This is a genomic window from Curtobacterium sp. NPDC089689, from assembly GCF_044749145.1.
Lineage (GTDB): Bacteria > Actinomycetota > Actinomycetes > Actinomycetales > Microbacteriaceae > Curtobacterium.
On record NZ_JBIVHJ010000001.1, the window covers coordinates 1,550,393 to 1,576,091 of the forward strand.

Consider the following 25,699-nt stretch of genomic DNA (forward strand, 5'->3'; position numbering starts at 1 on the left):
CGCGTCGGACCGCTACGGCTGGAGCCGCGCGGCGTCCCACCCGTCCGACGTGCGGACGTACTGCAGTCGCCGGTGCATCCGGTCGCGGCTGCCGTGCCAGAACTCCACGATCTCGGGCTCGAGCCGCCAGGCCACCCAGCCCTCCGGACGGGGCACGTCGTCGTCGGTCTCGGACAGCAGGACGTTCGCGTCGTCGATGAGGTCCTGCAGGGTCCGCGGTTCGAGCACGTCCGACTGGTCGGCGATCGCGGTCGCGGCGCGGGACTTCGGCGACCGGTCGGCGAACAGGGCGTCGGATGCCTCGTCGGAGAGTTGCACGGCCCGGCCCTCGAACCGGAGCTGCTGCATGGTCTCGCGCCAGTACACCTGCAGCGCCGCGTGCGGGTTCTCGGCGAGCTGCCGACCCTTGGGGCTCAGCGTGGAGGTGCCGAACACGAGCCCGTCGTCCTCGAGGCGCTTCACGTCGACCGTGCGCGCGGACACCCGGCCGTCGGCGCCCGCGGTGGCGAGGGTCATCGACAGCGGCTCCGACACCTCGCGCTCGTCGGCGTCGTGGAGCCACTGCCGGGCGAGGTCGATCGGCGACGCGGGCGGGGCGTCGAACTCGGGGAGGTGCAGGGAGTCGTCACCGGACAGCGAAGCGGACATGGCCCCAGCCAACCGCGCTCAGTCCACCCACGTCCAGGTCGCCGGGGGACGCCCGCCCCGCGTGGTCGCCGCCGAGGACGCCGCGGCCCGCACGAGCGCCGGGTTCGTGCGCAGGGAGCGGTTGAGGTTGCCGGCATCGGGCGCGCTGCCGTGGAGCGCCGTGCGCAGCTGCGCCGCCGCGGAGGTCGGGAACACCTCGCCGAGCAGCGCGCGGGTCAACGGAACGTCGCGCCAGAGCCGCGTGCGCACCTGGTCGACGGCCGTCCGGACGATCGTGTCGTGGTCGAACGGGAGGCCCGGCTCGGCCCCGTCGACGGGCCGCCACACCGTGGGCGGTGCGTCCACCCCGGGGGTCACCACCGCGATGAACGCGATGCTGATCGCGGCGTCCCGCGGGTCACGCGACGGTCCGTCGAACGCGCCGACCTGCGCGAGGTGCCGGACCGCAGCCGCCTCGATCCCGGTCTTGGTCCGCAGTGCGCGCCCTGCGCCGTCGACGAGGCGTTCCGCAGCGTCCAGGAGCACGCCGGGGAGTGCCTCCCGGCCGGCGAAGGGGGCGTACGGCCGACGCGCGGTCGCGACCCGCAGACCGTCCGCCGTCGTGAACGACACCGGGACGACGTCGATCGCGATGAGCGGCTGGTCGCGGGCCGCGGAGGTGGCGTTGGTCACGCCCGCGCCCGGCGCGCTGCGCGCGCGGCCCGTTCCGCGCGGAGGGTTGCCCGGACGTCGGCGAAGGACTGCAGGACCGTGAACCGGCCGTCCACCCACACCGTCTGGAGGAGGCTCGTGGCCTCGTCCTCGGCGCTCGCCTCGTCGGTCTGCCGGATCTCGCCGTCCGCGTCACGGTGCAGGGCGATCCGACCCTTGGCACTCTTCTTGCCGCTGCCGGTCTTCGGGTCCTTCTGGATGTCGACCGGCTTCCCGTCGACGAGGGCCCAGGTCGCCTTCACCGCGCTGCCGAGGTTGTCGCGGGTCATGTACTGGTACGTGTACGACCCGATCCCGAGGACGATGGTGTCGCTCGCGTAGCCCTTCGCGGCGAGACGCTCGTAGATGCGCCGGGCGCGGTCGAGGGTGATGCTGTCGCCGTAGATCACGCCGATGTGCTGGTCGAGGACCTTGAAGCCCTGCTCGTTCACGGTGTGGCCGAACAGCTCGTCCAGGAGCTCGACGACGCCCTTCTCCTCGTTGCTGCGCCCGGGCCGGAAGAGCTCGTCTTCCGGGACACCGTGCACGGTGCCCGTGACGATGTCGACCGGGTCGCCGGAGTCTGGGCGGATGACGAGCTTGCCGTCGCGGGCCGTGATGCGGTCCTTGAGCTGCGGGAGCGTCTCGGTGATCACCTTGAACAGGTCGAAGCCGTCGCTCACCGCCGAGACGATGCCGGTCGGGTAGACGTCGAGGATCTGCTCGAAGGTCTCGAGCTCGCCGTCGGCGCCGCGCACGCACATGACGCTGTGCTCGGTCGCGGGGACGCTGGCGCCCACCCAGCCGTTGTCGCCGGGGTAGTAGCGGTCGATGAAGTCGAGCGACGGCATCGAGTCGGTGCCGAGGAACGACAGCAGGTGACCGGCGCCGGCAGCGGCGGCCGACTCGATGCTCGACTGCCCTCGGAAGGAGAAGTCGTGGGCGGCGAAGTCGATGCTCGCCGGGTCCGCACCGGTGCGCGCTGCCCAGTCCTCCATGAGGTCGCGGTACTCGAGCGCCTTCGTCGCGACGGTTGACGGGTGCCAGATCGACGCCGACAGGGCGGTCTCGATGTAGTTCGGGAGCCAGAAGAACTCGTCGATCGTGTTCTCGATGGTGAGGGTCGCGACGCCGATCGGGGCGAGGGTTCCCTCGGGCAGCGCCTTGACGTCGAGCGGCAGGTAACCGAGCCGGTGCAGTGCACGGACGTGGTCGGTGCCGATGTGGTTCGGGCCGAAGTAGCCCTGGAGTGCCTGCTCGAACAGGTCGGCGACCTCGTCCTCGTCGGCGGCGAAGAACGGCGCCCAGGCCTCGACGAGGTGGCGCTGGATGAACGCCTGCAGGCCGAAGACCACGGCGTGCGTCGAGTTCGGCATGTGCCCGTTCGACCGGTTCGTCCAGTTGATGAGGATGCGGGTCGTGCCGGCCGGGTAGACCTGCCGGTGCGAGTGCTTGTAGCCGTCGACGGCGAGCAGCGGCGCGATCGGGCTCGGGGTGGTGATGCGGGGCTCGAGGCCCGTCGTCGTGACGGTGCTGGCGGTGGTCGTCATCGGATCTCCTTCGTGAGGTACGGGCTGAGCGGGACGGTGCGGAGGCCGGGGACGTCCTGCTGTGCGGGGTAGCTGTCGGTCGTGACGATCTCGCCGAAGTGGTCGGCGAGCTGCGGGGCGCGGCCCGAGAAGACGCCGTGCGACACCCAGAGGCCCAGGCGCTCCTTCGGCAGGCCGGTGGCGCCGGCCAGGCCCATGAAGGTGCCGCCGCCGTCGCAGATGTCGTCGACGACGAGCAGGCGACCGGTCTCAGGGAGTGCTTCGCAGGAGAAGCCGTCGAGCTTCCCGGTGTCGGGGTTCCGGTGCTTCTCGGCACGGAAGAGCGGCAGGTCCGCGGCGACGGCGACTGCGGAGGCCCGAGCGACCGCGCCCTTGTCGGGGGCGATGACCCCGCTGTAGTCGGAGCCGGCGAGCACGGTGTCGCAGACGACGTGCTCGCTCGTGACGACCGTGAGCCGCTCGACCAGTCGGACGATGACCGGCGAGTGCGGATCGAAGGCGATCACCTGGTCGATGCGGAACCCGTTGAGGACGTCCGCGTAGACCTTCGCGCCGAAGGGGAGGCCGCGGTCCTGCCGCGCGCCGGGCAGGTACGGGACGAGCGCGACGGACCGTGCGCCCCGCTGCCGGACCGCGTCCGCCCACATGCCGAGCATGAGGAGGTCGTCGCCGCTCGTGCCGCGCAGGGTCGCGATCTCGGTGGTCGCCCCCGCGTCGGCGTCGTCCACGACCTTGACGTGGGCTTCACCGGCGGGGAACCGCATGGTGGAGAACGTCAGTGTCGTCGGTGTGCCCTGGGTGTCCCAGGTGCTGAGTTCGACTGCCATGGTCCGACCGTAGCACGGTATTTGTCAGTGTGACAAGTACCTGTTGGTCACGGAACGGGAACCTGCACCGAGACCAGTTCTCCGTCTCCGAGGTGCACGATCGCCGACCCCGGCTGGACCCGCTCGACCACGGAGCTCCGGGGCAGGCGCATGCCGAGCAGGTCGCCCTCGGTGATCGCCTGCGGGCTGAGGAGCGCGCCCGAACGAGCTCGCTTCATGTCGACCTGCCAGCCGGTGAATCCGACCCCGAACTCGGCGGTCAGTCCGGCTGCGACGATCGCCTGGCCGCCGTCCGCCGCGCGCTTCACGAACCCCTGCAGCCACGTCTTCGCCGGCGCGTCCTTCACGAGTTCGGCGTCGTCGATGACGAGCACGCGTCGGCCGGGCTGGTCGTCGAACCACGGCGCGAAGAGGTCGTCCGTGATGTCGGTGCCCTCGTGCGCGGCGAGCACCCCCGGTTCCGATGCGAGCGCTCGCAACGGCGACTGCCGCGGGGTGACGAGGACGACCTGGCCGCCGGCCCGCAGGACCGACCGAGTGATCGAGAGGAGCACCGAGCTGCGGCCGGACTTCGCCGGACCGCCGATCGCGAACGAACCGGCCTGCGCGAGGTCCGGGCCGATCGCGGCGAGGTCGTCGCCACCGATGCCCACGAGCCCGAAGAGGTCGGCGTCGTCGGTCCGCATCTCCCACGCCCGGTCGAACGGCACGGGGCCGCTGAGCTGGTCGACCCGGAACGGCCGACGCGAGCGCTCGACTCCTGCGTCCCGCCCGGTCGCGAACGTCGCCAAGGCCGTGATGGCGGCGGCCTGCGCCTGACCCGTCCCGGCGGCGGCGAGCAGGGCGATCTGCGTCTCGACGGCGGTCTCCGAGGTGAAGGCCCGACCGTCGGGGATCTGCTCCGGCAGCTTCCGTGGGTTCAGTGCCGCGAGGCCGTAGTCACCCCGGTCGGACAGGCGCAGCACGAGCTTGTCCTCCACCAGGGTGGCCATCCGGCTCGAGAGCAGCTGCCGGTCGCCGGTCACGACCAAGTGGATCCCGACACTGGCGCCCTCGCGGAGCATGGTCATGACCTGATCCGTCGGGGCACCGTGGTCGAGTTCGCCGAGGGATCCGACGAAGCCCTCCCACCGGTCGAGCATGAACACGATGTGCGGCAGCCGGTCGGCCGGTGAGACCGCCGCGGCGCGCTGCTCGACGATGCTCGCGAACCCGCCGTCGGCGAGGACCTGCTGGCGACGGGCGAGCTCCTGCGTCAGCTTGGCGAGGAGCCGCTGCGCCCGCTCGGTCTGCACACGCTGGACGACCGCGCCGGCGTGCGGCAACGCCTGGATCGGCAGGAGCGCACCGTTGCCGCAGTCGAGGGCGTACACGTGCACGTCTGCCGACGAGGTGTTGCGGGCGACGGCCGCCGCGATCGTCCGGAGCACCTGGGACCGTCCGCTGCGCGGTGCACCGACGACGTAGAGGTGGCCGTCGGTGTCGAGGTCGAGGCTGCGGACGCGCTGTGCCTGTTCGCCCGGGAAGTCCTGCAGGGCGAACGGCAGCGGGTTCACGCGCGACGAGGTCGTCGAGGGGACGTCGAGCTCCCACGCGGAGTCGTTCACGTCGGTGAAGATCAAGGACTCCGGCAGCGCGTCGAGCCACGGACGGTACGGCTCCGGCCCGCCGAGGGTCTCGGCAGCACCCGCCACCGCGGCGACGAGCTCCTGGAGGTCCGTCCGGTCGTCGTCGGAACGGTCCTCGGACTTCGGCGGGGCAGGGGGCGGTGTGCCGAGCGAGGACCAGGACACCGAGCCCGCCCACACCGCACGTCGCCGGTTCGACGTCGTGCCCGGACGGCGGCCCCCGACCCGGCCGGACTGGAACGGCAGCAGGGCTCCGGCACCGAGACGGATGTACCCCCGACCGGGCGTGCTCTTCTGGATCTGCGCGGCGTCCCCGGCGTCGATGACGTCGGTGCTCTCGCTCGAGTCGGTCACCCGGAGCGCGATCCGCAGGTTCGTGTTCGCCCGGATGTCGTTCGACACCACACCCGTCGGTCGCTGCGTGGCGAGGATGAGGTGGATGCCGAGCGATCGCCCGCGCTGGGCGATGTTCACGAGGCCGGTGACGAAGTCGGGAAGCTCCCGTACCAGGCTGGCGAACTCGTCGATGACGATGAGCAGCCGCGGCATCGGGGGCAGCGGCTCGCCCCGGCCGAGGCGCTCGACGTAGTCCTCGATGTCCTTCGCGGCGGCCTCGGCGAGCAGGTGCTCGCGGCGGCGCAGCTCGGCTCCGAGCGACTCGAGCGCCCGCTCGACGAGGTGGGTGTCGAGGTCGGTCACCATGCCGACCGTGTGCGGCAGCGGCGCGAAGTCCCGGAAGGCGGCGCCGCCCTTGTAGTCGATGAGGACGAAGTTCATCCCCTCCGGCGTGTTCGTGGCCGCGAGCGAGGCGACGATCGTCTGCAGGAGTTCGGACTTCCCCGAGCCCGTCGTGCCCGCGACGAGTCCGTGCGGACCGTCACGCCGGAGGTCGAACGCGAAGGGGCCGTCGAGGCTCTCGCCGACCACGACCTCGGTCGTCCGGGGACGGACGCCCCACTTTCCCGTGATCGCCCTCGCCGTCGGCGGTTCGAGCAGCATGACGTCGAGCAGCCGCGAGGACGTCGGGAGCCCACCAGCATCGCTCTCGTCGTCGGCGTCGACCATCGGCGCGATCGCCCGGGCGACCGACTCGAACCAGCCGTCCGGCACCCGATCAGGGCGGACGTCGGTGATCGTCGCCTGTCGCTGGGCGGCCACCCGGATGCGCTCGGGACCCACCGTCACGACGACCGAGCACTCCTCCGGCAGCAGCCGGGCCTCTTCCTCGATGCAGATCGCCCGCACACCGACCGCGGGGCCCTCCTTGAGGATCCGGATGAGTCCGGGCAGGGCTCGGAGCCGCCGGGCGCCGTCCAGCACCACGACGACGTCGGGCCCCGCAACGACCCGCGCGCCGGACTCCCGCAGCGCCCGCTGTCGGGAGTCGATCACCTGCCCCAGTTCCGCCACGCGGGCGCCGAGCGTCTCGGCATCGTTGCCGATCGCGATCACCGCGTCCTGCCCGAAGCCCGGGCGCGCCTGCGGCACCCAGCGGAGCCATGCCCACTCCGCGGACGACTGCGCGTCGGTCAACACGACGAACTGCGTGTCCCGGGGACTCTGCAGCACGGCGAGCTGCGCGACGAGCCACGACGTGAGGTGCTTCGTGTGCTCCTCGCGCCCGGCGATCCCAACGACACCATGCTCGACGAGGTCGACGACCACGGGGACGTCCTCCGCCAGCTTGTCGACCGCACGACGGTGCTCCAGCGCAGCCGGGTCCTCCAGCACCACGCCGGACGGCACGTCCGCCGTCCCGACGCGCAGCGTCAGGTAGTCGGGGTCGGTCCGGCGACGCTCCCACAGGCGGGCGCGACGCCGCAGGGCGATGTCGAGCACCGTCGCCGGGTCGGGTGCGCTGGTGCGGGACTCGCGTTGGTACCGGGCCACGGCCTCCAGGGCGTCCGCCTCGACCGCTCGCTTCGTCTCCTCGTACTCGGCCACGCGCTGCCGGTGCGTTTTCTTGCCGTTCCGGCGGTCCCACCAGGCGTTGCCGAACATGATGATCGGCGACATGAGGCCGAAGGCCAGGTAGGCGACGTTGTGGAAGATCGAGATCATCACGGCCGCCATGCCGAGCGGCGCCAGCGCCGCGATGATCGGGATCGACCGTCGCGACTGCTGCCCCGGCGCGGCCGGCAGCTTGAAGACCGTCGGGGTCTCCTCCGGCAGCAGCCGCGGCGGCCGCGTGTAGTCGAGGGTTCCGCCACCCGGCGTCAGCGTGATCGCAGCGCGGTCGGCGTCCGGCACCGCGACGGACAGGAGCGTGTCGCCGATCGCGACGACGACCCCCGGCTCGACCGGGGTCTCGACGTCGACCTCCGATCCGTCGACGAGGACGCGCGAGCCCCGCGTCGGGATGATCGTGAAGCGACGGTTGAGGTCGAGCCGCAGCACCGCCGCGTACTCGGGAGCCGTGCGGTCCGGCAGGTGCACCGTCGCGTCCGGCGCGGACCCGACGTGCGCGACCCCCGCGTCGAGCACCACGACCGTGCCCGCACCCGGGCCGCCGACGATGCGGACGCTGGGCAGATCGGCAGGGAGCGGGAGGACCGGTGCGGGTGCGCCGAACGTCAGTCGGGCCCCCTCGAGCAGGACGCCGTCACCGAGGCGGGCGTGCGGGGTCGTCGGTACCGCGTCGACGGCGACCTCGACGATGGACTCGGCGCTCAGGCCGAACCGGCGGGCGACGATCTCGACGACCTCGCCGAGGACGGTGTCCTCGTCGCACTCCACCACGAAGTCGGCAGTCGCGTCGGTCGGCAGGTGGGTGGCGGTGAACGTCAGGCGCACGCGACACCTGCCACGCGGTGGGTCCTGGTCGTCGCGGAACACCCCGTCGAGGCCCCCCGCAGCGTCGTGCTGCCGCTCATGGGTCGATTCTCGCAGGTTCCTGCGTCGTGCAGGCCGGGTTGCGTCCGGCTTGTGGACGGGTTGTCGGACTGGAGGCGCGGTGTGGGGGAACGGGGTTTGCTCACGTCGCGCTGCGGATGCGTCCGACGAACGCTTCCAGCGACGTTTCAGCGGCAGCGAACGCCGAAGGGTGATCGCCGATCCCGGTGACGGTGATGGTCGAGGAGCCCGAGCGGAACTGCCAGCGACGGGCGACCACGGCACCTGTCGCGTCCAGGAACGGCCAGGTCTCGCGCACTCTCGGCCATCTCGGCGACTGCCTTGATGGACTCCTGGAGGCGTCCGCGCCGGATGTCCCAGTTGCCGGCGAATACGTCGATGGCGCTGGTGATCGTCATCGAACCGACGCCGGTCTTGTAGTCGGCCGCACTCGAGGCGACGTGTTCGAAGTCGCCGTGCAGCCGGGATGCGAGATTGCCGATCAGGTCGAGATCGAGCTTGATCGTGCCGGCCACGGTTCCCCCGGCGGATTCCTGGTCTTCCTGTTCCTGGTCGCCGCCCCTGCGGCGAGTGCGGTGGCCGGCACCCCCAGGTGCCGGCCACCGTCGTGCAGAGCCTGACTAGCCGATGCTCGACGCGAGCTGCTCGTCCGTGGACTCGAGCGTGTTCGCGGCGCTCTCGAGGAAGCCGGCCATGCCGTCGATCGCCTGGATCGTCTGCGTCGCGCCGGAGTTGAACTCCGAGTACGTCCCGTCGAACGCCTTCGACGACTTGTCGGTGACGTAGCCCGACGACACGAGGTTGTCGATCTGGCTCTTGAGCTGGCTCAGCTGGTCCTCGATGGCCTTCTGGCCGTTGCGGAGCTGCGAAGCCTGGTTGCGGAGATCGTCGTAGGTGACGTTGACGTTTGCCATGTGCATACCCTCCCGATGCGGTATTTGATGTACCGGGAGCCCCCGGCCGGCTCGACGATACTGGATTCCGTTGCATCTCGCACCAGGTGGGGACAAGGACCAGAACGAGGGGTACACCGTGGCACGACGTCGCAAGGACGAGGGGACACCGGAACGGCCGGTCGTCACGCACGCCGAGGTCGAGCGCGACCGGCAGGCCGGTCACCTCTCCCGCGCGTGGGTCCTCCCGAGCGCCCCGGTGTCGGACCGTGAGCCGGACGTCGTGGTGCACACCGAGCCGCCGCTGCCGACGATCGGTGTGGTGCCGCGGCTCGTCCTCGAGGTCGCGCCGGGCAACGTCGTGCCGCTGGACCAGCCGGTGGTCCTGGGCCGCAAGGTGGCGATCGCCCCCGGTCGGCGGGAGGTGCTGCTCGACGACCCCGGGCGCTCGGTCTCGCGCGAGCACGCGGCGGTCCGTCCGACGGGGGACGGCGGCCTCGTCGTCGAGGACCTCGGTTCGGCGAACGGCACCGTGGTGGTGCGTGCCTCCGGTGCGCAGGAGCCGAGCGTCGGCGGCGCGCAGGTCGTGGCCAGACCCGGCGACGTGGTGATGGTCGGGGACTACGCGGTCCGGGTCCTGGCCGGCTGACGCCGACGTCCGGCCCGCCGCATCGCCCGGACCAGCAACGGCCCCGGCAGCCGCAGGAGCCACCCCGGCACGAGCGCGCGCACGACGCGGAGCACCCGCACGGCCCGCTCGTACCGCTGCCGCTCCCGAGGACCCCACGCGAAGCCGTACCCGGCCCGGATCCGCTCCGGCAGCATCCCGACGGTCACGACCCGCACGAGCGGCATCGCTGCCCGTACCCACCAGGGCGCGAACCGCGGGTGCAACAGGTCGCGGACGACACCGCGCGCGTCGTCGGTGACGGTCAGCCCGTCGAGCGTCTCCGCCCAGTACCGGTCGAACGCGGCCACCGATCCAGGCCAGCGTGACGGCGGCACCCGGAGCGCGGTTCCGATCGGCGCGTAGGCCTGCAGGACCTCCTCGGCCCGGACGGCGAAGACGTCGGACCCGAAGGCAGCGTGCGCCTGCCGCGCCGAGTCGAAGAGCGTCGCGGCGACCCAGAGCTGCCGGTCCACGTCGTCGGCCCCCGTGACGGGCACGTGCGCGCGGTTCACGAAGGAGGCCGCGATCGCCGCGTCGGCGGGCGTGCCCGAGGTCACTGCGAAGACGAACGACAGGGTGTGCGCGAGCCGCTGCTGCGGCCGCCGCGCGAAGTCGGAGTGCCGTCGGACCCCGGCCGCGACCACTGGGTCCGCGATCTGCAGCAGGATGGCGCGGCCGCCCGCCGCGACGGGCGTGCTGTCCGCCAGCAGGTGACGGAGTGCACGATCGCGACCGGACGACGGACGGGAGGCACGGCGCGGGTCGTGCGACGCGCCTCCCGTCCGGTCGGTGCCCGTCGACCGCTCAGTCGTCACGTCGTGCCCGCCGCTGTCGTGCGCGGGGCGAGACGTCCACCCAGATCGCCGCGACGAGCGCGGCGAGGCCGAAGGCGATCGCGACGACGAGGAAGGTCGTGCTCCCGACGTCCTCGCGTGCCGCCGAGAGGAGCGCCGCGACCGTCCAGATGGCGGGGATCGGCCACAGGACGCCGGTCCCCGCGACGACCGCGGCGAGGACACCGACCGCGAGCAACGCGAGCCAGCCGAGGTTCCCGGCCGTGCAGGCGGGACCGAACGTCTGCGGCCCGCACGCCGTCACACCGGAGCGGACGCCGAGGGTGGCGGCAGCCGCGATCAGCAGCAGGCCCGACACCGACACCAGCCGCGCCGCGACGGGGTGGCGGCGCAGACGCTGCTGGAGTCGGGAGAACACGCCCCGATGCTAGTCAGCGCCGGTGTCAGAGCGGCTTGGTGCCGAGGTCGTTCCCGAGGTCGGGGTGGTCCTCGTCGCCGTCGTGCTCCCACAGGTCCGGAGCCTCTTCGCGCTCGGCTCCGCCGGTCGGGCCGGACGCGGTGCCGTCGCCGGGCTGCGGCTCGACGGTCTCGCCACCGACCGCGTCGTTCGTCACGGTATCGAGGGCTTCCTCGCGGTCGTCGACCTCGTACGGGCCGGTGTGCTCGGTGTCCACGTCGTCGTCGCGGAAGCCCTCCGTGTCGAAGCCGTCGTTCGGGGTGGTTCCCGGGTCACTCATGGGGTTCCTCTCGTTCGTGGGTGTCCTGTCTACGCGCCGCGCCTAGGCGGACACGAAGCGGACGTCGCCCTGCTCGCCCGCGTCGTCGTCGAGCCCGAGCTGCTGCGCCAGACCCTGCTCGTCGGTGGCGCCCCAGCGCTCGACGATCTTGCCGTCGCGGAACTTCGAGACCTGGATGCCGCGGACCTCGAACGACCGGCCCGTCGGCTCGTGCCCCTGGAACGGCCCGGTGTGGGTGCCGCGGATCGTGAACACCGCGGTGACGAAGTCGTCGGTGACGACCAGCGGGTCCGGGGTGAGCTCGAGGTCCGGGAACGCCGTCGTGAAGTCCTGCCAGAAGTCGACGATGCCGGCGAGCCCGGGCGCCTGGCCCGGCGCCGGGTCGTGGTCGACGACGTCCTCGGCCCAGACCTCGCCGAAGCGGTCGAAGGCGCGGTCCTGGATGATGCCGCCGAGGCGCTCCTGGGCGGCCTGGTTGACGTCGGTGCTCATGTGGTGTTCCTCTCGTCGTGGTCCTCCTGCGTACGCGGCGGGGGTCGGAGGGACAGGACGGTCCGGGGGACAGGTGTCCGGTGCACGCACCGGACCGACCTGGAGGCGCGGGGAGCGGACCAGGTTCGGGTCGCGTTCACCCGGTGGTCACCTCCGCGACACGACACCGGTGCATGCTCTGGCGTGCTCGGGGGAGTGGAGCGCGGTCGCCGACGGGTGGTCGAGCGACCGCGCCTTCCCCTGTGAGCCCGCGTCTCCTCGCCCCGGCGTCTCGATCAGACGCGCTCGAGCAGGTGCCGTTCCTCGACGTCGGCCAGCGCGAGCGTGCGGTAGCCCGCCGACTCGAAGAACACGGTCAGCCGGTCGTCCTCGGTGCTCATGACCGTCCCGCGGCCCCACTCCGCGTGTTCGACGGGAGCGTCCGGTGGCCACGAGACGTCGTTCGACCCGTCGGCGGCGTGCGCGGCCGCGGCGGTCCCGGCGCTGCAGGTGTCGCAGTTGCCGCACGGCTCCGCGAGCTCGTCGCCGAAGTACCCGAGGAGGAACTGGCGACGGCACTCGTCGGTCTCCGCGAACCGGCGGATCATCGCGATGCGCGACTCCTCGATCTGCTCCCGCTCGGCCGCGCGGTCCTTCGCGCGCCCAGCCGCTGCCTCGGCGGTGGTCGGAGCGCCGTCCGCGCGGCGGACTCCGTCCGAGCCGTCGACCAGGACTCCGGCCTCGACGAGGGCGTTCGCGGCGCGCCCTGCGGTCCGGGTGGCGAGACCGGACCGCTCGGCGAGCTCGGACCGTGCGACGACCCCCTCGGCGGGGACGGCGTCGAACACGGCGCGCAGGGTCGCCGGCCGCGGGCTCCCGGAGGCGAAGAAGCGCCGCAGGCCGAGGTCCTCCGCCCGGTAGTGCATCGTCGCGACCCCGGGCTGGCCGTCGCGTCCTGCGCGCCCGACCTCCTGGTAGTAGGCGTCCACCGACTCCGGCACGTCGACGTGCACCACGAAACGGACGTCGGGCTTGTCGATCCCCATGCCGAACGCGCTCGTCGCGATGACCACGTCGATCTCGCCGTCCAGGAACGCGTGGTGGACGGCCTCGCGGTCACGGACGCGGAGGCCCGCGTGGTACGGCTTCGCGCGCCGCCCTGCCTCGACGAGGACGTCGGCGTACTCGAGCGTCTCCGCGCGGGTGGCGACGTAGACGATGCCGGCGCCCTCGAGTCCGGCGACCTGCTCGGCGACCGCTTCGCGCTTGTCCTCGGCGTCGGCGTGCCGCACGACCTCGAAGCGCAGCTCCGGCCGGTCGAACCCGGTGGCGAGCACGAGCGGGTCGCGCATCCCCAGGCGTTCGATGATCTCGGCACGCACCGGGGACGACCCCGTCGCCGTCATCGCGAGCACCGGCGGCCGGCCGAGCCGTTCGACGACCTCGCCGAGGACGAGGTAGTCCGGACGGAAGTCGTGGCCCCACGAGGACACGCAGTGCGCCTCGTCGACGGTCACGAGGGCGACCCCGGCAGCACGGAGCCGGTCGACGACCTCGTCCTTCGCGAGCTGCTCCGGAGCGAGGAAGACGTAGCGGACCTCGCCGGACTCGACCTGCACCCAGGCGTCGTCGAGGTCACGGCGCGAGTGGGTCGCGTTCACCGTCACGGCCCGCGGGGCGTCGGGGTGGTCCTCCAGCCCGACGACCTGGTCCTCCTGCAGGGCGACGAGGGGCGAGACGACGATCACCAGTCCGTCGAGCGCGAGTCCGGCGACCTGGTAGATCGCGGACTTGCCGGAGCCGGTCGGCATCACGGCGACGGCGTCACGGCCGTCGAGGACCGCGTCGATGACGGTCTCCTGCGCGGGTCGGAGGTCCCAGCCGAAGACGTCGGCGGCGCGGGTACGGAGTTCGTCGAGCACGCGGTCACCCTCGTCCGGTGCCGCTGGGCGCCCGCCCGGCCATGCGCCCTGCGGATGCTGCCCTGCGGAGACGACCCGTGCCTCCCGGCCGCCAGCGCACCGCGCGTCCCGCGCGACCGCCCCTGCCGCGCACCCTGCGTCCACCTGCCGGCGCTAGGCTGACCCGCGGCCGTTGTCTCGACATCGAGCGACCCTCGATGTGGAGTGTGGCGACCGGGTAACCGATGCCGATCGCACGGAACGTGCGGGAAGAAGAACAGCGTGGATCTTTTCGAGTACCAGGCCAGGGACCTCTTCGAGTCCTACGGCGTCCCCGTCCTCCAGGGGATCATCGCCGACACCCCCGAGGAGGCGAGGGCAGCGGCCGAGAAGATCGGCGGCGTGGTCGTCGTCAAGGCGCAGGTGAAGGTCGGCGGTCGCGGCAAGGCCGGCGGCGTCAAGGTCGCGAAGACCCCCGACGAGGCGTACGAGCACGCGCAGGCGATCCTCGGCCTCGACATCAAGGGCCACACCGTGCAGCGCGTGATGGTCGCCCAGGGCGCGGACATCGCCGAGGAGTTCTACTTCTCGGTGCTGCTCGACCGGGCGAACCGCTCGTACCTCTCGCTCACGAGCGTCGAGGGCGGCATGGAGATCGAGCAGCTCGCGGTCGAGAAGCCCGAGGCCCTCGCCCGCGTCGAGGTGGACCCGCTGACCGGCATCGACGCCGCAGCCGGTCGGGCGATCGCCGAGCAGGCCGGGTTCCCGGCGGAGCTCGTCGACGAGGTCGCCGACGTCTTCGTCAAGCTCTACGACGTGTACCAGGGCGAGGACGCCACCCTCGTCGAGGTGAACCCGCTCGTGCGCACGGGCGACGGACAGATCCTCGCGCTCGACGGCAAGGTCTCGCTCGACGACAACGCCGACTTCCGGCACGAGGGCCACAAGGCGCTCGAGGACACCGCGAGCGAGGACCCGCTCGAGGCCAAGGCGAAGCAGCACGGCCTGAACTACGTGAAGCTCGACGGCGAGGTCGGCGTCATCGGCAACGGCGCCGGACTCGTCATGTCGACGCTCGACGTCGTCGCCTACGCCGGTGAGCGCCACGGCGGGGTGAAGCCCGCGAACTTCCTCGACATCGGCGGCGGCGCCTCGGCCGAGGTCATGGCGAACGGCCTCGACGTCATCCTCGGGGACGAGCAGGTGAAGAGCGTCTTCGTGAACGTCTTCGGCGGCATCACCGCGTGCGACGCCGTCGCGAACGGCATCGTCGCCGCGCTCGGCATCCTCGGCGACTCGGCCACCAAGCCGCTCGTCGTGCGCCTCGACGGCAACAACGTGGAAGAGGGTCGTCGGATCCTGGCGGAGGCGGCGCACCCGCTCGTCACCGTCGCCGCGACCATGGACGATGCGGCCGAGAAGGCCGCCGAGCTCGCCGCGGCCGCGGCGTAAGGAGCCTGCAGAACAATGTCGATCTTCCTCAACAAGGACTCCAAGGTCATCGTCCAGGGCATCACGGGCGGTGAAGGCACCAAGCACACCGCGCTCATGCTCAAGGCCGGTACCCGGGTCGTCGGCGGCGTGAACGCCCGCAAGGCCGGCACGACCGTCACGCACGGCGACGTCGAACTCCCGGTGTTCGGCTCCGTCCGCGAGGCCGTGGACACCACCGGCGCCGACGTCTCCATCGTGTTCGTCCCGCCGGCGTTCGCGAAGGACGCCGTCATGGAGGCCATCGACGCCGAGGTCCCGCTCGTCGTCGTCATCACCGAGGGCATCCCGGTGCAGGACTCCGCGGAGTTCTGGGCGCACGCGAAGGCGAAGGGCGGCACGACCCGCATCATCGGCCCGAACTGCCCCGGCATCATCACACCCGGTGAGTCCCTCGTCGGCATCACGCCGGCCACGATCACCGGGAAGGGGCCGATCGGGCTCGTCTCGAAGTCCGGCACCCTGACCTACCAGATGATGTACGAGCTCCGTGACCTCGGCTTCTCGACCGCCATCGGCATCGGCGGCGACCCGGTCATCGGCACGACGCACATCGACGCGCTCGCCGCGTTCGAGGCCGACCCCGAGACCGAGGCGATCGTCATGATCGGCGAGATCGGCGGTGACGCCGAGGAACGCGCGGCCGACTACATCAAGGCGCACGTCACGAAGCCGGTCGTCGGCTACGTCGCGGGCTTCACCGCGCCCGAGGGCAAGACCATGGGTCACGCCGGCGCGATCGTGTCCGGCTCCGCGGGCACGGCCGAGGCGAAGAAGCAGGCACTCGAGGCGGCCGGCGTGAAGGTCGGCAAGACGCCGTCCGAGACCGCCGCGCTGCTGCGCGAGGTGGTCGCCGCCGCGACGGCTTAGCAGCTTCGTCGGACCGTCGGTCCGGAACAGCCTGGAGGCACGGTGCGGGTTCGCGCCGTGCCTCCCGCTGTTCAGGCTGCCGCTGCGATGCGCGCGACGACGTCGGGCGTCCACGCCGCGGCGACCTGTCGGTCGTTCCCGCCGTCGTCGACGTTCGTCTCCGCGAGCGTCGGGCCCGAGCCGATGGGGACGTGGAGGATGTGCCGGTGGTCGTAGCGTCCGACTGACTTCGGCGCGGTGCCGGACTCAACGGCGACCCGGTGCAACCAGATGTCGTCGGCCCGCGGTGCGGTCGCCCGGAACTCGTGGTGACGGTCGCGGAGCCCATCGAGCATGCGTGGCGTCATCACGTGGCCCCAACCGCCGGTCGCGAGGTTCCTCGGTGAGGCGCCCCGCATGCCGATCCGGTCCCACTGAGCGTACGGGGCGATGCCGCCGTCGAGGAGCGGGATGCGACGCGCGCGGTGCGTCGTGTTCGTCGACGGGTCCACGGCGTGCGCCCGCATCAGGGTCTCGAGCCACCGGTGGGGGAAGAGCCAGTCGTCGTCCGCCGTGACCAGTGGTACCCGGTGGATCCGCTCGGACTGCACGTACGGGTAGTACTTCTTGTGCGGACCGTCGTCCTCGGCGAGGCGGACTTCGAGACCTCGTCTGATCAGTCGCCGCAGGCCGGGTGTCGGTGCGCGCACGGCGTGCTCGTCGTCGAGCCACAGGATCAGCCGGCCGGGCCGCAGCGATCCCGCCGCGATGCTCTCCAGCGCGAGGTGCGCCGAAGCGATGCGCTCGCCGTAGCTCGTCATGCTGACCACCGGCCCCTCGTCAGCGACGCACGCGTGCCCCGCGGTGGCGTTGCGGAGCCTGAGCGTGGTGAGGCGAGCGGCTTTCCGGGCAGCGAGCGCAAGAGTGTGCATACAAACATTATGAATACGAAATACAAACTGAGCAAGGAGTTGGTCGAGTGGTCACCGCGCGGCTTCCTCTTCGAAGCCCGGCCAGCACGTACCCTGGCCCGGATGAACCGCCTGGGAACCGCCGTGCTCGCCGCGATCGAGGGGATCGTGACGGTCGGTGTCGGCGTCGGGATCGCCCTCGTACCGCTCACCCTGCTCTGGGGCTTCGAGTACGGGCTGCAGGTCGACTGGGACGTGTTCTGGAAGGCCAGCGGCAGCGTGTGGCTCGTCGGACACGGGGTCGACGTCACCTTCCTGCTCGGGGCGGCGGCCGCGAAGGCGTCCGGGGTGAGCGGCGCGTCGGCGCCGATCCACGTCACCCTCGCCGCGCTCGGGTTCGCGATCGTCACGGCCTGGCTCGGGGCCCGTGCCGGACGTCGGTTCGCCGAGACCGCCCACCGGACCACCGGCGTGCTCGTGGGGACCGCGGTCGTCGCCGTCCTCGGCCTCGCGGTCGCCCTGTCGTCGACCTCCGCCGCCACACAGCCGAGCACCTGGCAGGCGGTCGTCTTCCCCGCACTCTGGTTCGGGATCCCCGCCTTCGTCGCCTCCGAGGTGTGCCGCGTGCGCAGGACGCTCCCGGCGGACGCGGTGTCGCAGCGGGCGATCGACCTCGTCGAGCGGGTCCCCGCGGTCTGGCGTGCCGTCGCCGGCTTCGGTCTCCGTGCCGGTACCGCCGCGACGGCCGCGGTCGTCGCCGTCGCCGGACTCGTGGTGGCGGTCCTGCTCTTCGCCTCCTTCGCCGAGGTGATCACGCTGTACGAGCGGTCGCACGCGGGGGTGGTCGGCGGGATCGCGCTGACGGTCGGACAGCTCGCGTTCCTGCCCGACCTCGTCGGTTGGGCCACCGCGTGGCTCGTCGGGCCGGGGTTCGCGATCGGCACCGGTTCGAGCGTCTCCCCGGTCGGCACGGTCCTCGGTCCCATCCCCGGCATCCCCGTCTTCGGCGCGCTGCCGGCGTCCGGGCACACCTTCGGGCTCGTCTGGGTCCTCGTGCCGGTCGTCGCCGGGTTCGCGGTCGCCGGACTCCTGCGACCCCGGCTCGTCCGGGCACTCGGTGACGCCGACTCCGCGCTGCACCGAGCCCTCGGCGGCGTCGCGGCCGGGCTCGTCGCCGGCGTGCTCACGGGCGCGGTGGCGTGGGTGTCCTCGGGGTCGCTCGGGCCGGGGCGGCTCGCCGACGTCGGCCCGCACGCACTCGTCGTGGGGGTGTTCGCAGCCCTCGAGGTCGGGGTGCCGGCGGTCGTCGCGCTCGCCGTCGGCAGCGACCTCGTCCGGCTGCCGGAGCGGCGGGAGCGCTGGACCGAGGCGGCGGAGGACGACGCGGACGCGGACGCCGACGCCGACGCCGGATCGCTGATCGACGCGCTCGACCGCGCCGGGGCCGGGCGCACCACGGACGTGCACCGCTTCGTCGTCGAGGAGGTCCACGACCCCCGCTCCACACGCACCACCGGCGCAGCGGCAGCGGACCTCTCCGCCACCGGAGCCGTCACCGAGCCGGTCACCGGGCTCGACGACGAGCGAGCAGGCCCCGTCCCGACGCCGACGGCCGGTCGGGACCGACCCGACCACGCGGACGACGAGGACGTCGAGCTGCCCGAGTGGGCGCGCACCGACGTCGTCGCCTCCGACCGGGTCGACCGCACGGCCGCCACCGACGGCCAGCCGGCTCGCGCCTCCCTCGGGAGCGTACGGGACCGCCTGCGCAGTGCGGCCGACGGGGTGCGCGGTGGCGTCCGTGACCGCGCGGCCGCGGTCCGCGACCGGATCGGCGGCGACCACGGCGGCGACCGCGTCGGCGACCAGCCCGTGCCGCTGCCGACCGCGCCGGGCACCGAGCAGCAGCCGGCGTTCCCGTGGAGCACGGAGGAGTTCGTCGCCGGACACCACGACGACACGGACGCGGTCGACCGTGCCGAACCCGTGCGCCCGCCGCACGACCCCCGGCGCGCCGACGTCGCCCCCTCGCGCCCGAAGTGGGACCGCACCGACCAGATCCCCGAGGACGAGCTGCCCTGGTGGCGCAAGCCGAAGTCGACGGAGTAGCACGCCCGAGCGCCCCGGTAGGCTGGACACCGTGCTCGAACTGGTCGTCCTGATCTCCGGTACCGGGTCGAACCTGCGGGCGCTGCTCGAGGCGACCACGGTCGCCGAGTACCCCGCCCGCGTCGTCGCGATCGGGGCCGATCGCGACGCCGAGGGCCTCGGACTCGGCGAGGAGTTCTCGATCCCGACCTTCACGGTCCCCTACTCCCGGTACGCGAGCCGTGCCGAGTGGGGCGCCGCGCTCGCCGAGCAGATCCGCCCGTGGACGCCCGACCTCCTCGTGCTCTCCGGGCTCATGCGCCTGCTGCCGCCGGCCGTCGTCGCGGAGTTCTCCCCGGGGATCATCAACACCCACCCCGCGTACCTGCCCGAGTTCCCCGGCGCCCACGGCGTGCGGGACGCCCTCGCCGCCGGCGTCACGGAGACCGGCGCGAGCGTCATCGCGGTCGACGACGGCGTCGACTCCGGGCCGATCCTCGCGCAGGAGCGCGTCCCGGTGCTGCCGGGCGACTCCGAGTCGACGCTGCACGACCGCATCAAGCCGGTCGAGCGTCGCCTGCTCATCCAGACCGTCCTCGACATCGCCAACGGCAAGACCGACCTGAAGGGCCCCTCGAACGCATGAGCGTGCACGCCGCCGACCCCAGCCTGTACCGCGACCGTGACGTGGTGCCCGTGCGCCGCGCGCTCATCTCGGTCTCCGACAAGTCCGGCCTGCTCGAGCTGGCCGGTGCGCTCGCCGAGTCCGGCGTCGAGATCGTCTCGACGGGGTCGACCGCGCAGACCATCCGCGACGCGGGCTTCGCCGTCACCGACGTCTCGAGCGTCACGGGCTTCCCGGAGTCGCTCGACGGCCGCGTGAAGACCCTGCACCCGTCCGTGCACGCCGGGCTCCTCGCCGACCTCCGCCTGGAGTCCCACGAGCAGCAACTCGCCGAGCTCGGCATCGAGGCCTTCGAACTCGTGGTCGTGAACCTCTACCCGTTCGTCGAGACGGTGGCGTCCGGTGCGGACACCGCCACCGTGGTCGAGAACGTCGACATCGGCGGTCCGGCGATGGTCCGCGCGTCGGCGAAGAACCATCCGAACGTCGCGATCGTCGTCTCGCCGAGCTCCTACGCCGAGGTCGTCGAGGCCGTCCGCGCCGGCGGGACGACGCTCGACCTCCGGAAGCGCCTGGCGGCGCAGGCGTTCGCGCACACGGCGGCCTACGACACGGCGGTGGCCTCGTACTTCGCGACGGACGTGGTCGCGTCCGACGCGAGCGACGGTGACGACCGGGAGGCCCGTGCGGACTTCCCGGAGCACCTCACGGTCGACGCGGGGCTGGCGGCCACCCTCCGGTACGGCGAGAACGCGCACCAGCGTGCGGCGCTCTACCGCTCCGAGCACGGCACCGGCATCGCGCAGGCGACGCAGCTGCACGGCAAGGAGATGTCGTACAACAACTACGTCGACGCCGACGCGGCCGTCCGCGCCGCCTACGACTTCGCCGAGCCGGCCGTCGCGATCATCAAGCACGCGAACCCCTGCGGCATCGCGGTCGCCCCGACGGACGCGTCCGACCCGATCGCGTCCGCCCACGCCGCGGCACACGCCTGCGACCCGCTGTCGGCGTTCGGCGGCGTCATCGCGGCGAACCGTCCGGTGACGCTCGGGATGGCGGAGACCGTCGCGGACATCTTCACCGAGGTCGTCGTGGCCCCGGCGTTCGACCCCGAGGCCCTCGAGGTCCTCTCCCGCAAGAAGAACATCCGTCTCGTGCAGCTCCCGGCCGACTTCGCGCTCGTCCCGCAGGAGGTCAAGCAGGTCTCCGGCGGCTTCCTCGTCCAGGACGCCGACCGCTTCGACGGGTTCGACCAGTCCACGTGGACCCTCGTGTCGGGCGAGCCCGCGGACGAGCAGACCCTCGCCGACCTCGCGTTCGCGTGGAAGGCGTGCCGTGCGGTGAAGTCGAACGCGATCCTGCTGGCGAACGCCGGCGCGAGCGTCGGTGTCGGCATGGGCCAGGTCAACCGGGTCGACTCGTGCCACCTCGCGGTCAGCCGCGCCGGTGACCGTGCCGCCGGATCGGTCGCGGCGTCCGATGCGTTCTTCCCGTTCGCCGACGGCCTGCAGGTGCTCCTCGACGCGGGTGTCCGCGCGGTCGCCCAGCCCGGCGGCAGCGTCCGCGACGACGAGGTGATCGCCGCCGCGAAGGCAGCCGGCGTCACGATGTACCTCACGGGTGAGCGGCACTTCTTCCACTGAGTCCATCTACCCGGAGCGACCGGCAACTGCGGAAAACGCTTGCGCACCACGTTCGACTGTGAATAGTCTGTAAGGCTCCGCGACAGGCACGCCGACGACCCAGCAGGACACTGCAGAGCGGTCGGCGGCACCGCGGGACACAACGGTGACGAAGACGACGACTGGAGTGACGATGCACACGACGACCGGAACCACGGCCATGGCAGCCCGTGCGGACATCGTGCGCCTCGTGGGGACCGCTCCCGACGCACGACCGCGGATCGCACCCGCGGCCGTCGCGCCGTACCCGTTCCCGGGTACGCCCGCCGTCGCGGCACCGCTGTCCGCGTAGGGCTGCTTCCCACAGCCAGCGACGAGCCGTCGGTCTCCTCCGACGACGACGAGCACGCGACGAGTCGCCGGACGACCACCGGCGACGACGAGCACGGGCCTGCGCGAGCCCACGCCTGAACCCGGGGACCACCACGTCCCCGGTGCACTCCGACCGAACCGACACCGCACGACCAGCGGTGGCGGACGGCCGCGACGCGACACCGCACCCGCCCGACCGGGCGGGGACGGCCCACGACGCGACCACCCGCTCGGCCGACGACCACCACGCAACGGACACCGTGCCTCCAGGCCGGCTGCTGCGACAGCAGCGACCGGTCCCGGGGGACCGGCACGACGCACGAGGACGCAGACCCCATGTCCAAGACGCCAGACCAGGCGCGCCCGTCCACCGACCGCCCCTCGACCCTCCGTGCCATCGCACGGATCTACCCCTACGTGAAGCCGCACCAGCGGCGCCTCATCGGCGGCGTGCTCGTCGCCATGGGCGCCTCGCTGGTCGCGCTCGCGATCCCGTACGTCCTGCAGTGGCTCGTCGACGGGCCGCTGTCCTCGAAGGACGCCGCACAGATCTGGCCCGCCGGTCTCGGTGTGCTCGCGCTCGGCGTGCTCGAGGCGTTCTTCATCGCCTCGCGCCGTCGGCTCGTCATGCGCCCGTCCACCCGGATCGAGACGAGCATGCGGAACGCGCTCTACGCGAAGCTGCAGGACCTGCCGGTGGCCTTCCACGACCGCTGGGAGTCCGGCCAGCTGCTCTCCCGGTCGGTGTCCGACCTGTCGCTCATCCGCCGCTGGCTGGCGTTCGGCGTGGTCCTGCTCGTCGTCAACATCGTGACGATCGTGGTGGGCTTCGCCGTGCTGTTCTCCTTCGGGTGGCTGCTCGGCCTGGTGTTCCTCGTCGCGTCGATCCCGCTCTGGGTGAACGGCCTCCTGTTCGAGCGCAAGTACTCGGTGGTGGCGCGCCGCAGCCAGGACCAGGTGGGTGACCTCGCCACGAGCGTCGAGCAGTCGGTGCACGGCATCCGCGTCCTCAAGGCGTTCGGCCGTGGTCGGCACAAGCTCGACGAGTTCAGCGAGCAGGCCGAGGCGCTCCGCGGCACCGAGATCGAGAAGGCCAAGGCCATCGCGGGCATCTGGCTCTGGCTGTTGCTCGTGCCGGACGTGGCGTTCGCGCTGTGCCTCCTCGCCGGGATCTACCTGGCGTCGCAGGGGCAGCTCTCCGTCGGCCAGTTCTTCGGCTTCTTCGCGACGGCGACGGTGTTGCGGTTCCCGATCGAGTCGATCGGCTTCCTGCTCTCGATGACCTTCGACACCCGCACGGCGGTCGACCGCTTCTTCGAGGTCATGGACTCCGAGAACACGATCACCGACCCGCAGGAGCCGAAGACGATCGCGGAGCCGCACGGCGCGCTGTCCTTCAACGCGGTGCACTTCCGCTACCAGGACTCCGCCCCGCAGTACCCGGACCTCATCAACGGCGTCGAACTGCAGCTCCGTCCGGGCGAGACCATGGCGCTCGTCGGACTCACCGGCTGCGGCAAGACCACGCTGCTCTCGCTCGTGCCCCGGCTGTACGACGTCACCGGCGGTTCGGTCACGATCGACGGCGTCGACATCCGCGACCTCACGCGCGAGGAGCTCCGGCGGCACGTCGGCGTCGCGTTCGAGGACGCCACGCTGTTCTCCACCTCGGTGCGGGACAACGTGCTGCTCGGACGGCCGGACCTGTCCGGCGACGAGGCCGAGGCCGTCATGCGCGAGGCACTCGACATCGCACAGGCGTCCTTCGTGGACGACCTGCCCGAGGGCGTCGACACCCGGGTCGGGGAAGAGGGGCTGTCGCTCTCCGGTGGTCAGCGGCAGCGTCTGGCGCTCGCCCGTGCGATCGCCGCCCGCCCGTCGGTCCTCGTCCTCGACGACCCGCTGTCGGCGCTCGACGTCGACACCGAGGCCCGGGTCGAGGCGGGCCTCCGCCGCGTCCTCGCCGAGACCACGTCGCTCATCGTGGCGCACCGTCCGTCGACGGTGACGCTCGCGGACCGCGTCGCCCTCATGGAGAACGGCGTCGTCACCGCCGTCGGCACCCACTCGGAGCTGATGGCCACCAACGACCACTACCGCTACGTCATCTCCTCGCTCGACGAGGACGACGCCACCGCACGAGAGGAGGCGATGGCATGAGCCAGCAGGAACAGCAACTGCCAGCCCAGACGGCGGCGCAGTCGACCGACGCGCCCGACGTCGACGACGTCCAGCAGCCGGTCACCGCGTCGATCACCACGCTCGGCGTCCGCGGCGAGGAGCGCGACGACTTCACCAAGGCGGAGAGCAAGCGCCTGCGGCGTCGCTCCCTCGCCCTGCTCGGGTCGCTCGCGGCTCCGCTCAAGGCCCGACTCGTGCTGCTCGGCATCGTCGTCGTGGTCTCCACCGCGGGGACCGTCGCCGGTCCGGCGCTGATCGCGTGGGGCATCGACAACGCCCTGCCGGCGGTGCTCGACCGGAACGACTGGGTGCCGGCGTTCGGTGTCGTCGCGACGTACATCGTCGTGGCGATCGCCGGCGCGGTCCTGACCGCCTGGTACACCGTGCTGGCGGCCCGGATCAGCCAGGCGATCCTGTTCGACCTCCGCAAGCGGGTGTTCCTGCACACGCAGCGGCTGTCGCTCGAGTTCCACGAGACGTACACGTCGGGTCGGATCATCTCCCGCCAGACGAGCGACCTCGACTCCATCCGCGAGCTGCTCGACTCGGGGCTGAACCAGCTCATCCAGGGCGTGCTCTACATGGTGTTCACGGCGATCGCCCTCGTGGCGCTCGACCCGACGTCCGGGCTCGTGCTCGCGGTGTCGCTCGTGCCCCTGTGGTTCCTGATCCGCTGGTTCCAGTCGAACTCGCAGACGCTCTTCCGGGCCACCCGCGTCACCTCGGCCCGGGTGATCGTGCACTTCGTCGAGACGATGACGGGCATCCGTGCGGTGCAGGCCTTCCGCAAGGAGTCCCGGAACCGTGACGAGTACGGCCGCTACGTCGAGGACTACCGACTGGCGAACACGAAGGTGTTCAACCTGTTCGGGACCTTCGACCCGGTGCTCGTGCTCATCGGCAACGTCACGCTGGCCGCGGTGGTCGTCGTCGGCGGCTTCCGGATCGTCGGCGGGTCGCTCGAGGTCGGCGCGCTGCTCGCGGTCGCGCTGTACGCCAAGCGGTTCTTCGACCCGGCGCAGGAGCTCGCGATGTTCTACAACGGGTACCAGTCGGCCTCGGCCGCGATGGAGAAGATCTCCGGGGTGCTCGAGGAGCGGCCGAGCGTGCCGGACCCGGTGAAGCCCACCCGCCTCGCCGACGCCAGCGGGAAGATGGACTTCGACGACGTCGTGTTCGCGTACAACGCGGACAAGGTCGTGCTGCCGGAGTTCGACCTGCACATCCCGGCCGGCCAGACGATCGCCCTCGTCGGGTCCACCGGTGCGGGGAAGTCGACGCTCGCCAAGCTCATGGCGCGCTTCTACGACCCGTCGCAGGGGTCCGTGCAGCTCGACGGGGTGGACCTGCGGGAACTCGACACGAAGGACATGCGCCGCGCGATCGTCATGGTCACGCAGGAGGCGTACCTGTTCTCCGGTTCGGTCGCGGACAACATCGCGCTCGGGAAGCCCGGGGCCTCCCGGGAGGAGATCGAGCGGGCCGCCAAGGCGGTCGGCGCGCACGAGTTCATCATGGCGCTGCCGGACGGGTACGACACCGACGTGAACAAGCGTGGTGGCCGGGTGAGCGCGGGGCAGCGTCAGCTGCTCTCGTTCGCGCGGGCGTTCCTCGCCGACCCGAAGGTGCTCATCCTCGACGAGGCGACGGCGTCGCTGGACATCCCGTCCGAGCGGCTCGTGCAGGAGGGCCTCGAGACCCTCCTCGCCGACCGCACGGCCGTGATCATCGCGCACCGCCTGTCGACCGTCGCGATCGCGCACCGCGTGCTCGTGATGGAGCACGGACGCATCGTCGAGGACGGCACGCCGGAGGACCTCATCGCCGGCACCGGACGGTTCGCCCAGCTCCACGCGGCCTGGCGCGACTCGCTCGTGTGATCCGAGCCGGACACG

The 25,699-nt window shown here is 71.9% G+C and carries 22 protein-coding genes; 9 read left to right on the plus strand and 13 right to left on the minus strand.

Annotated features, from left to right (window positions below):
* Positions 1–12: 12 nt before the first annotated feature.
* The 7 genes from ACIPYW_RS07575 to ACIPYW_RS07605 all read right to left on the minus strand — a co-directional run bounded on the left by ACIPYW_RS07575 (position 13) and on the right by ACIPYW_RS07605 (position 9,110).
* Positions 13–648, minus strand: a complete 636-nt coding sequence (locus ACIPYW_RS07575; RefSeq protein WP_400412293.1) for a pyridoxal 5'-phosphate synthase — start codon at positions 646–648, stop codon at positions 13–15.
* An 18-nt stretch (positions 649–666) separates the two neighbouring features.
* Positions 667–1,320 (minus strand): NUDIX domain-containing protein, encoded by a 654-nt coding sequence (locus ACIPYW_RS07580; RefSeq protein WP_400412295.1) that lies wholly within the window; start codon positions 1,318–1,320, stop codon positions 667–669.
* A complete protein-coding gene (locus ACIPYW_RS07585) occupies positions 1,317–2,888 on the minus strand; it encodes a nicotinate phosphoribosyltransferase (protein ID WP_400412298.1) in 1,572 nt (523 codons plus the stop codon). The genes ACIPYW_RS07580 and ACIPYW_RS07585 overlap by 4 nt, the downstream gene beginning before the upstream one ends.
* Positions 2,885–3,715, minus strand: coding sequence for a ribose-phosphate pyrophosphokinase (locus tag ACIPYW_RS07590; protein ID WP_400412301.1), 831 nt, complete (start codon positions 3,713–3,715; stop codon positions 2,885–2,887). Before ACIPYW_RS07590 ends, ACIPYW_RS07585 begins: the two co-directional genes overlap by 4 nt.
* A gap of 47 nt (positions 3,716–3,762) precedes the next feature.
* Positions 3,763–8,136 (minus strand): FtsK/SpoIIIE domain-containing protein, encoded by a 4,374-nt coding sequence (locus ACIPYW_RS07595; RefSeq protein ID WP_400412304.1) that lies wholly within the window; start codon positions 8,134–8,136, stop codon positions 3,763–3,765.
* Between the two features lie 227 nt (positions 8,137–8,363).
* Positions 8,364–8,711, minus strand: a complete 348-nt coding sequence (locus tag ACIPYW_RS07600; RefSeq protein WP_400412307.1) for a hypothetical protein — start codon at positions 8,709–8,711, stop codon at positions 8,364–8,366.
* Between the two features lie 105 nt (positions 8,712–8,816).
* Complete coding sequence (locus ACIPYW_RS07605; RefSeq protein WP_290133637.1) at positions 8,817–9,110, minus strand: WXG100 family type VII secretion target; 294 nt, start codon at positions 9,108–9,110, stop codon at positions 8,817–8,819.
* 118 nt (positions 9,111–9,228) lie between these two features.
* On the opposite strand from ACIPYW_RS07605, the gene ACIPYW_RS07610 reads away from it, so the two are divergent.
* Positions 9,229–9,738 carry an FHA domain-containing protein gene (locus tag ACIPYW_RS07610; RefSeq protein WP_400412310.1) on the plus strand — a complete coding sequence of 170 codons (510 nt, stop codon included), beginning with the start codon at positions 9,229–9,231 and terminating at the stop codon, positions 9,736–9,738.
* Here ACIPYW_RS07610 and ACIPYW_RS07615 read toward each other — a convergent pair.
* The 5 genes from ACIPYW_RS07615 to ACIPYW_RS07635 form a co-directional block, all read right to left on the minus strand.
* Positions 9,711–10,574, minus strand: a complete 864-nt coding sequence (locus ACIPYW_RS07615; protein ID WP_400412312.1) for an oxygenase MpaB family protein — start codon at positions 10,572–10,574, stop codon at positions 9,711–9,713. The two genes, ACIPYW_RS07610 and ACIPYW_RS07615, sit on opposite strands and share 28 nt — an antisense overlap.
* The gene (locus ACIPYW_RS07620) at positions 10,564–10,971 is read right to left on the minus strand and encodes a hypothetical protein (protein WP_400412314.1); all 408 of its coding nucleotides are present in this window, start codon (positions 10,969–10,971) and stop codon (positions 10,564–10,566) included. Before ACIPYW_RS07620 ends, ACIPYW_RS07615 begins: the two co-directional genes overlap by 11 nt.
* A gap of 25 nt (positions 10,972–10,996) precedes the next feature.
* The gene (locus ACIPYW_RS07625; protein ID WP_400412317.1) at positions 10,997–11,290 is read right to left on the minus strand and encodes a hypothetical protein; all 294 of its coding nucleotides are present in this window, start codon (positions 11,288–11,290) and stop codon (positions 10,997–10,999) included.
* 42 nt (positions 11,291–11,332) lie between these two features.
* Complete coding sequence (locus ACIPYW_RS07630) at positions 11,333–11,782, minus strand: ester cyclase (protein ID WP_400412319.1); 450 nt, start codon at positions 11,780–11,782, stop codon at positions 11,333–11,335.
* 275 nt (positions 11,783–12,057) lie between these two features.
* Complete coding sequence (locus ACIPYW_RS07635) at positions 12,058–13,683, minus strand: RecQ family ATP-dependent DNA helicase (RefSeq protein ID WP_400412322.1); 1,626 nt, start codon at positions 13,681–13,683, stop codon at positions 12,058–12,060.
* 261 nt (positions 13,684–13,944) lie between these two features.
* Here ACIPYW_RS07635 and sucC point away from each other — a divergent pair, with 261 nt between their 5' ends.
* Together sucC and sucD are read left to right on the plus strand one after the other, a co-directional pair.
* Entirely contained in the window at positions 13,945–15,114 is a 1,170-nt protein-coding gene (gene sucC, locus ACIPYW_RS07640) for an ADP-forming succinate--CoA ligase subunit beta (RefSeq protein ID WP_400412325.1), read from the plus strand.
* Between the two features lie 15 nt (positions 15,115–15,129).
* Positions 15,130–16,023, plus strand: coding sequence for a succinate--CoA ligase subunit alpha (gene sucD, locus ACIPYW_RS07645; protein WP_400412328.1), 894 nt, complete (start codon positions 15,130–15,132; stop codon positions 16,021–16,023).
* A 71-nt stretch (positions 16,024–16,094) separates the two neighbouring features.
* Here sucD and ACIPYW_RS07650 read toward each other — a convergent pair whose 3' ends face one another.
* Positions 16,095–16,934, minus strand: a complete 840-nt coding sequence (locus tag ACIPYW_RS07650; protein ID WP_400412330.1) for a hypothetical protein — start codon at positions 16,932–16,934, stop codon at positions 16,095–16,097.
* A 102-nt stretch (positions 16,935–17,036) separates the two neighbouring features.
* Here ACIPYW_RS07650 and ACIPYW_RS07655 point away from each other — a divergent pair, with 102 nt between their 5' ends.
* From ACIPYW_RS07655 to ACIPYW_RS07680, 6 genes are all read left to right on the plus strand, one after another.
* Positions 17,037–19,022, plus strand: coding sequence for a DUF6350 family protein (locus tag ACIPYW_RS07655; protein ID WP_400412332.1), 1,986 nt, complete (start codon positions 17,037–17,039; stop codon positions 19,020–19,022).
* Between the two features lie 31 nt (positions 19,023–19,053).
* Positions 19,054–19,647, plus strand: a complete 594-nt coding sequence (gene purN, locus ACIPYW_RS07660; protein ID WP_400412334.1) for a phosphoribosylglycinamide formyltransferase — start codon at positions 19,054–19,056, stop codon at positions 19,645–19,647.
* Positions 19,644–21,272, plus strand: coding sequence for a bifunctional phosphoribosylaminoimidazolecarboxamide formyltransferase/IMP cyclohydrolase (purH, locus tag ACIPYW_RS07665; RefSeq protein WP_400412337.1), 1,629 nt, complete (start codon positions 19,644–19,646; stop codon positions 21,270–21,272). The genes purN and purH overlap by 4 nt, the downstream gene beginning before the upstream one ends.
* 172 nt (positions 21,273–21,444) lie before the next feature.
* Entirely contained in the window at positions 21,445–21,603 is a 159-nt protein-coding gene (locus tag ACIPYW_RS07670; RefSeq protein WP_400412339.1) for a hypothetical protein, read from the plus strand.
* 356 nt (positions 21,604–21,959) lie between these two features.
* Positions 21,960–23,783, plus strand: coding sequence for an ABC transporter ATP-binding protein (locus tag ACIPYW_RS07675; RefSeq protein ID WP_400412341.1), 1,824 nt, complete (start codon positions 21,960–21,962; stop codon positions 23,781–23,783).
* Positions 23,784–23,875: 92 nt separating this feature from the next.
* Positions 23,876–25,684 (plus strand): ABC transporter ATP-binding protein, encoded by a 1,809-nt coding sequence (locus ACIPYW_RS07680; protein WP_400412533.1) that lies wholly within the window; start codon positions 23,876–23,878, stop codon positions 25,682–25,684.
* Positions 25,685–25,699: the final 15 nt, after the last annotated feature.

Excerpts from the sequence above, each read along its gene's own strand:
- ACIPYW_RS07585 (WP_400412298.1), bottom strand. The coding sequence starts at position 2,888 with ATGACGACCACCGCCAGCACCGTCACGACGACGGGCCTCGAGCCCCGC.
- ACIPYW_RS07650 (WP_400412330.1), bottom strand. The coding sequence starts at position 16,934 with ATGCACACTCTTGCGCTCGCTGCCCGGAAAGCCGCTCGCCTCACCACG.
- ACIPYW_RS07625 (WP_400412317.1), bottom strand. The coding sequence starts at position 11,290 with ATGAGTGACCCGGGAACCACCCCGAACGACGGCTTCGACACGGAGGGC.
- purH (WP_400412337.1), top strand. The coding sequence starts at position 19,644 with ATGAGCGTGCACGCCGCCGACCCCAGCCTGTACCGCGACCGTGACGTG.
- ACIPYW_RS07630 (WP_400412319.1), bottom strand. The coding sequence starts at position 11,782 with ATGAGCACCGACGTCAACCAGGCCGCCCAGGAGCGCCTCGGCGGCATC.
- ACIPYW_RS07590 (WP_400412301.1), bottom strand. The coding sequence starts at position 3,715 with ATGGCAGTCGAACTCAGCACCTGGGACACCCAGGGCACACCGACGACA.
- ACIPYW_RS07605 (WP_290133637.1), bottom strand. The coding sequence starts at position 9,110 with ATGGCAAACGTCAACGTCACCTACGACGATCTCCGCAACCAGGCTTCG.
- ACIPYW_RS07670 (WP_400412339.1), top strand. The coding sequence starts at position 21,445 with ATGCACACGACGACCGGAACCACGGCCATGGCAGCCCGTGCGGACATC.
- ACIPYW_RS07575 (WP_400412293.1), bottom strand. The coding sequence starts at position 648 with ATGTCCGCTTCGCTGTCCGGTGACGACTCCCTGCACCTCCCCGAGTTC.
- sucD (WP_400412328.1), top strand. The coding sequence starts at position 15,130 with ATGTCGATCTTCCTCAACAAGGACTCCAAGGTCATCGTCCAGGGCATC.
- ACIPYW_RS07655 (WP_400412332.1), top strand. The coding sequence starts at position 17,037 with ATGAACCGCCTGGGAACCGCCGTGCTCGCCGCGATCGAGGGGATCGTG.
- ACIPYW_RS07675 (WP_400412341.1), top strand. The coding sequence starts at position 21,960 with ATGTCCAAGACGCCAGACCAGGCGCGCCCGTCCACCGACCGCCCCTCG.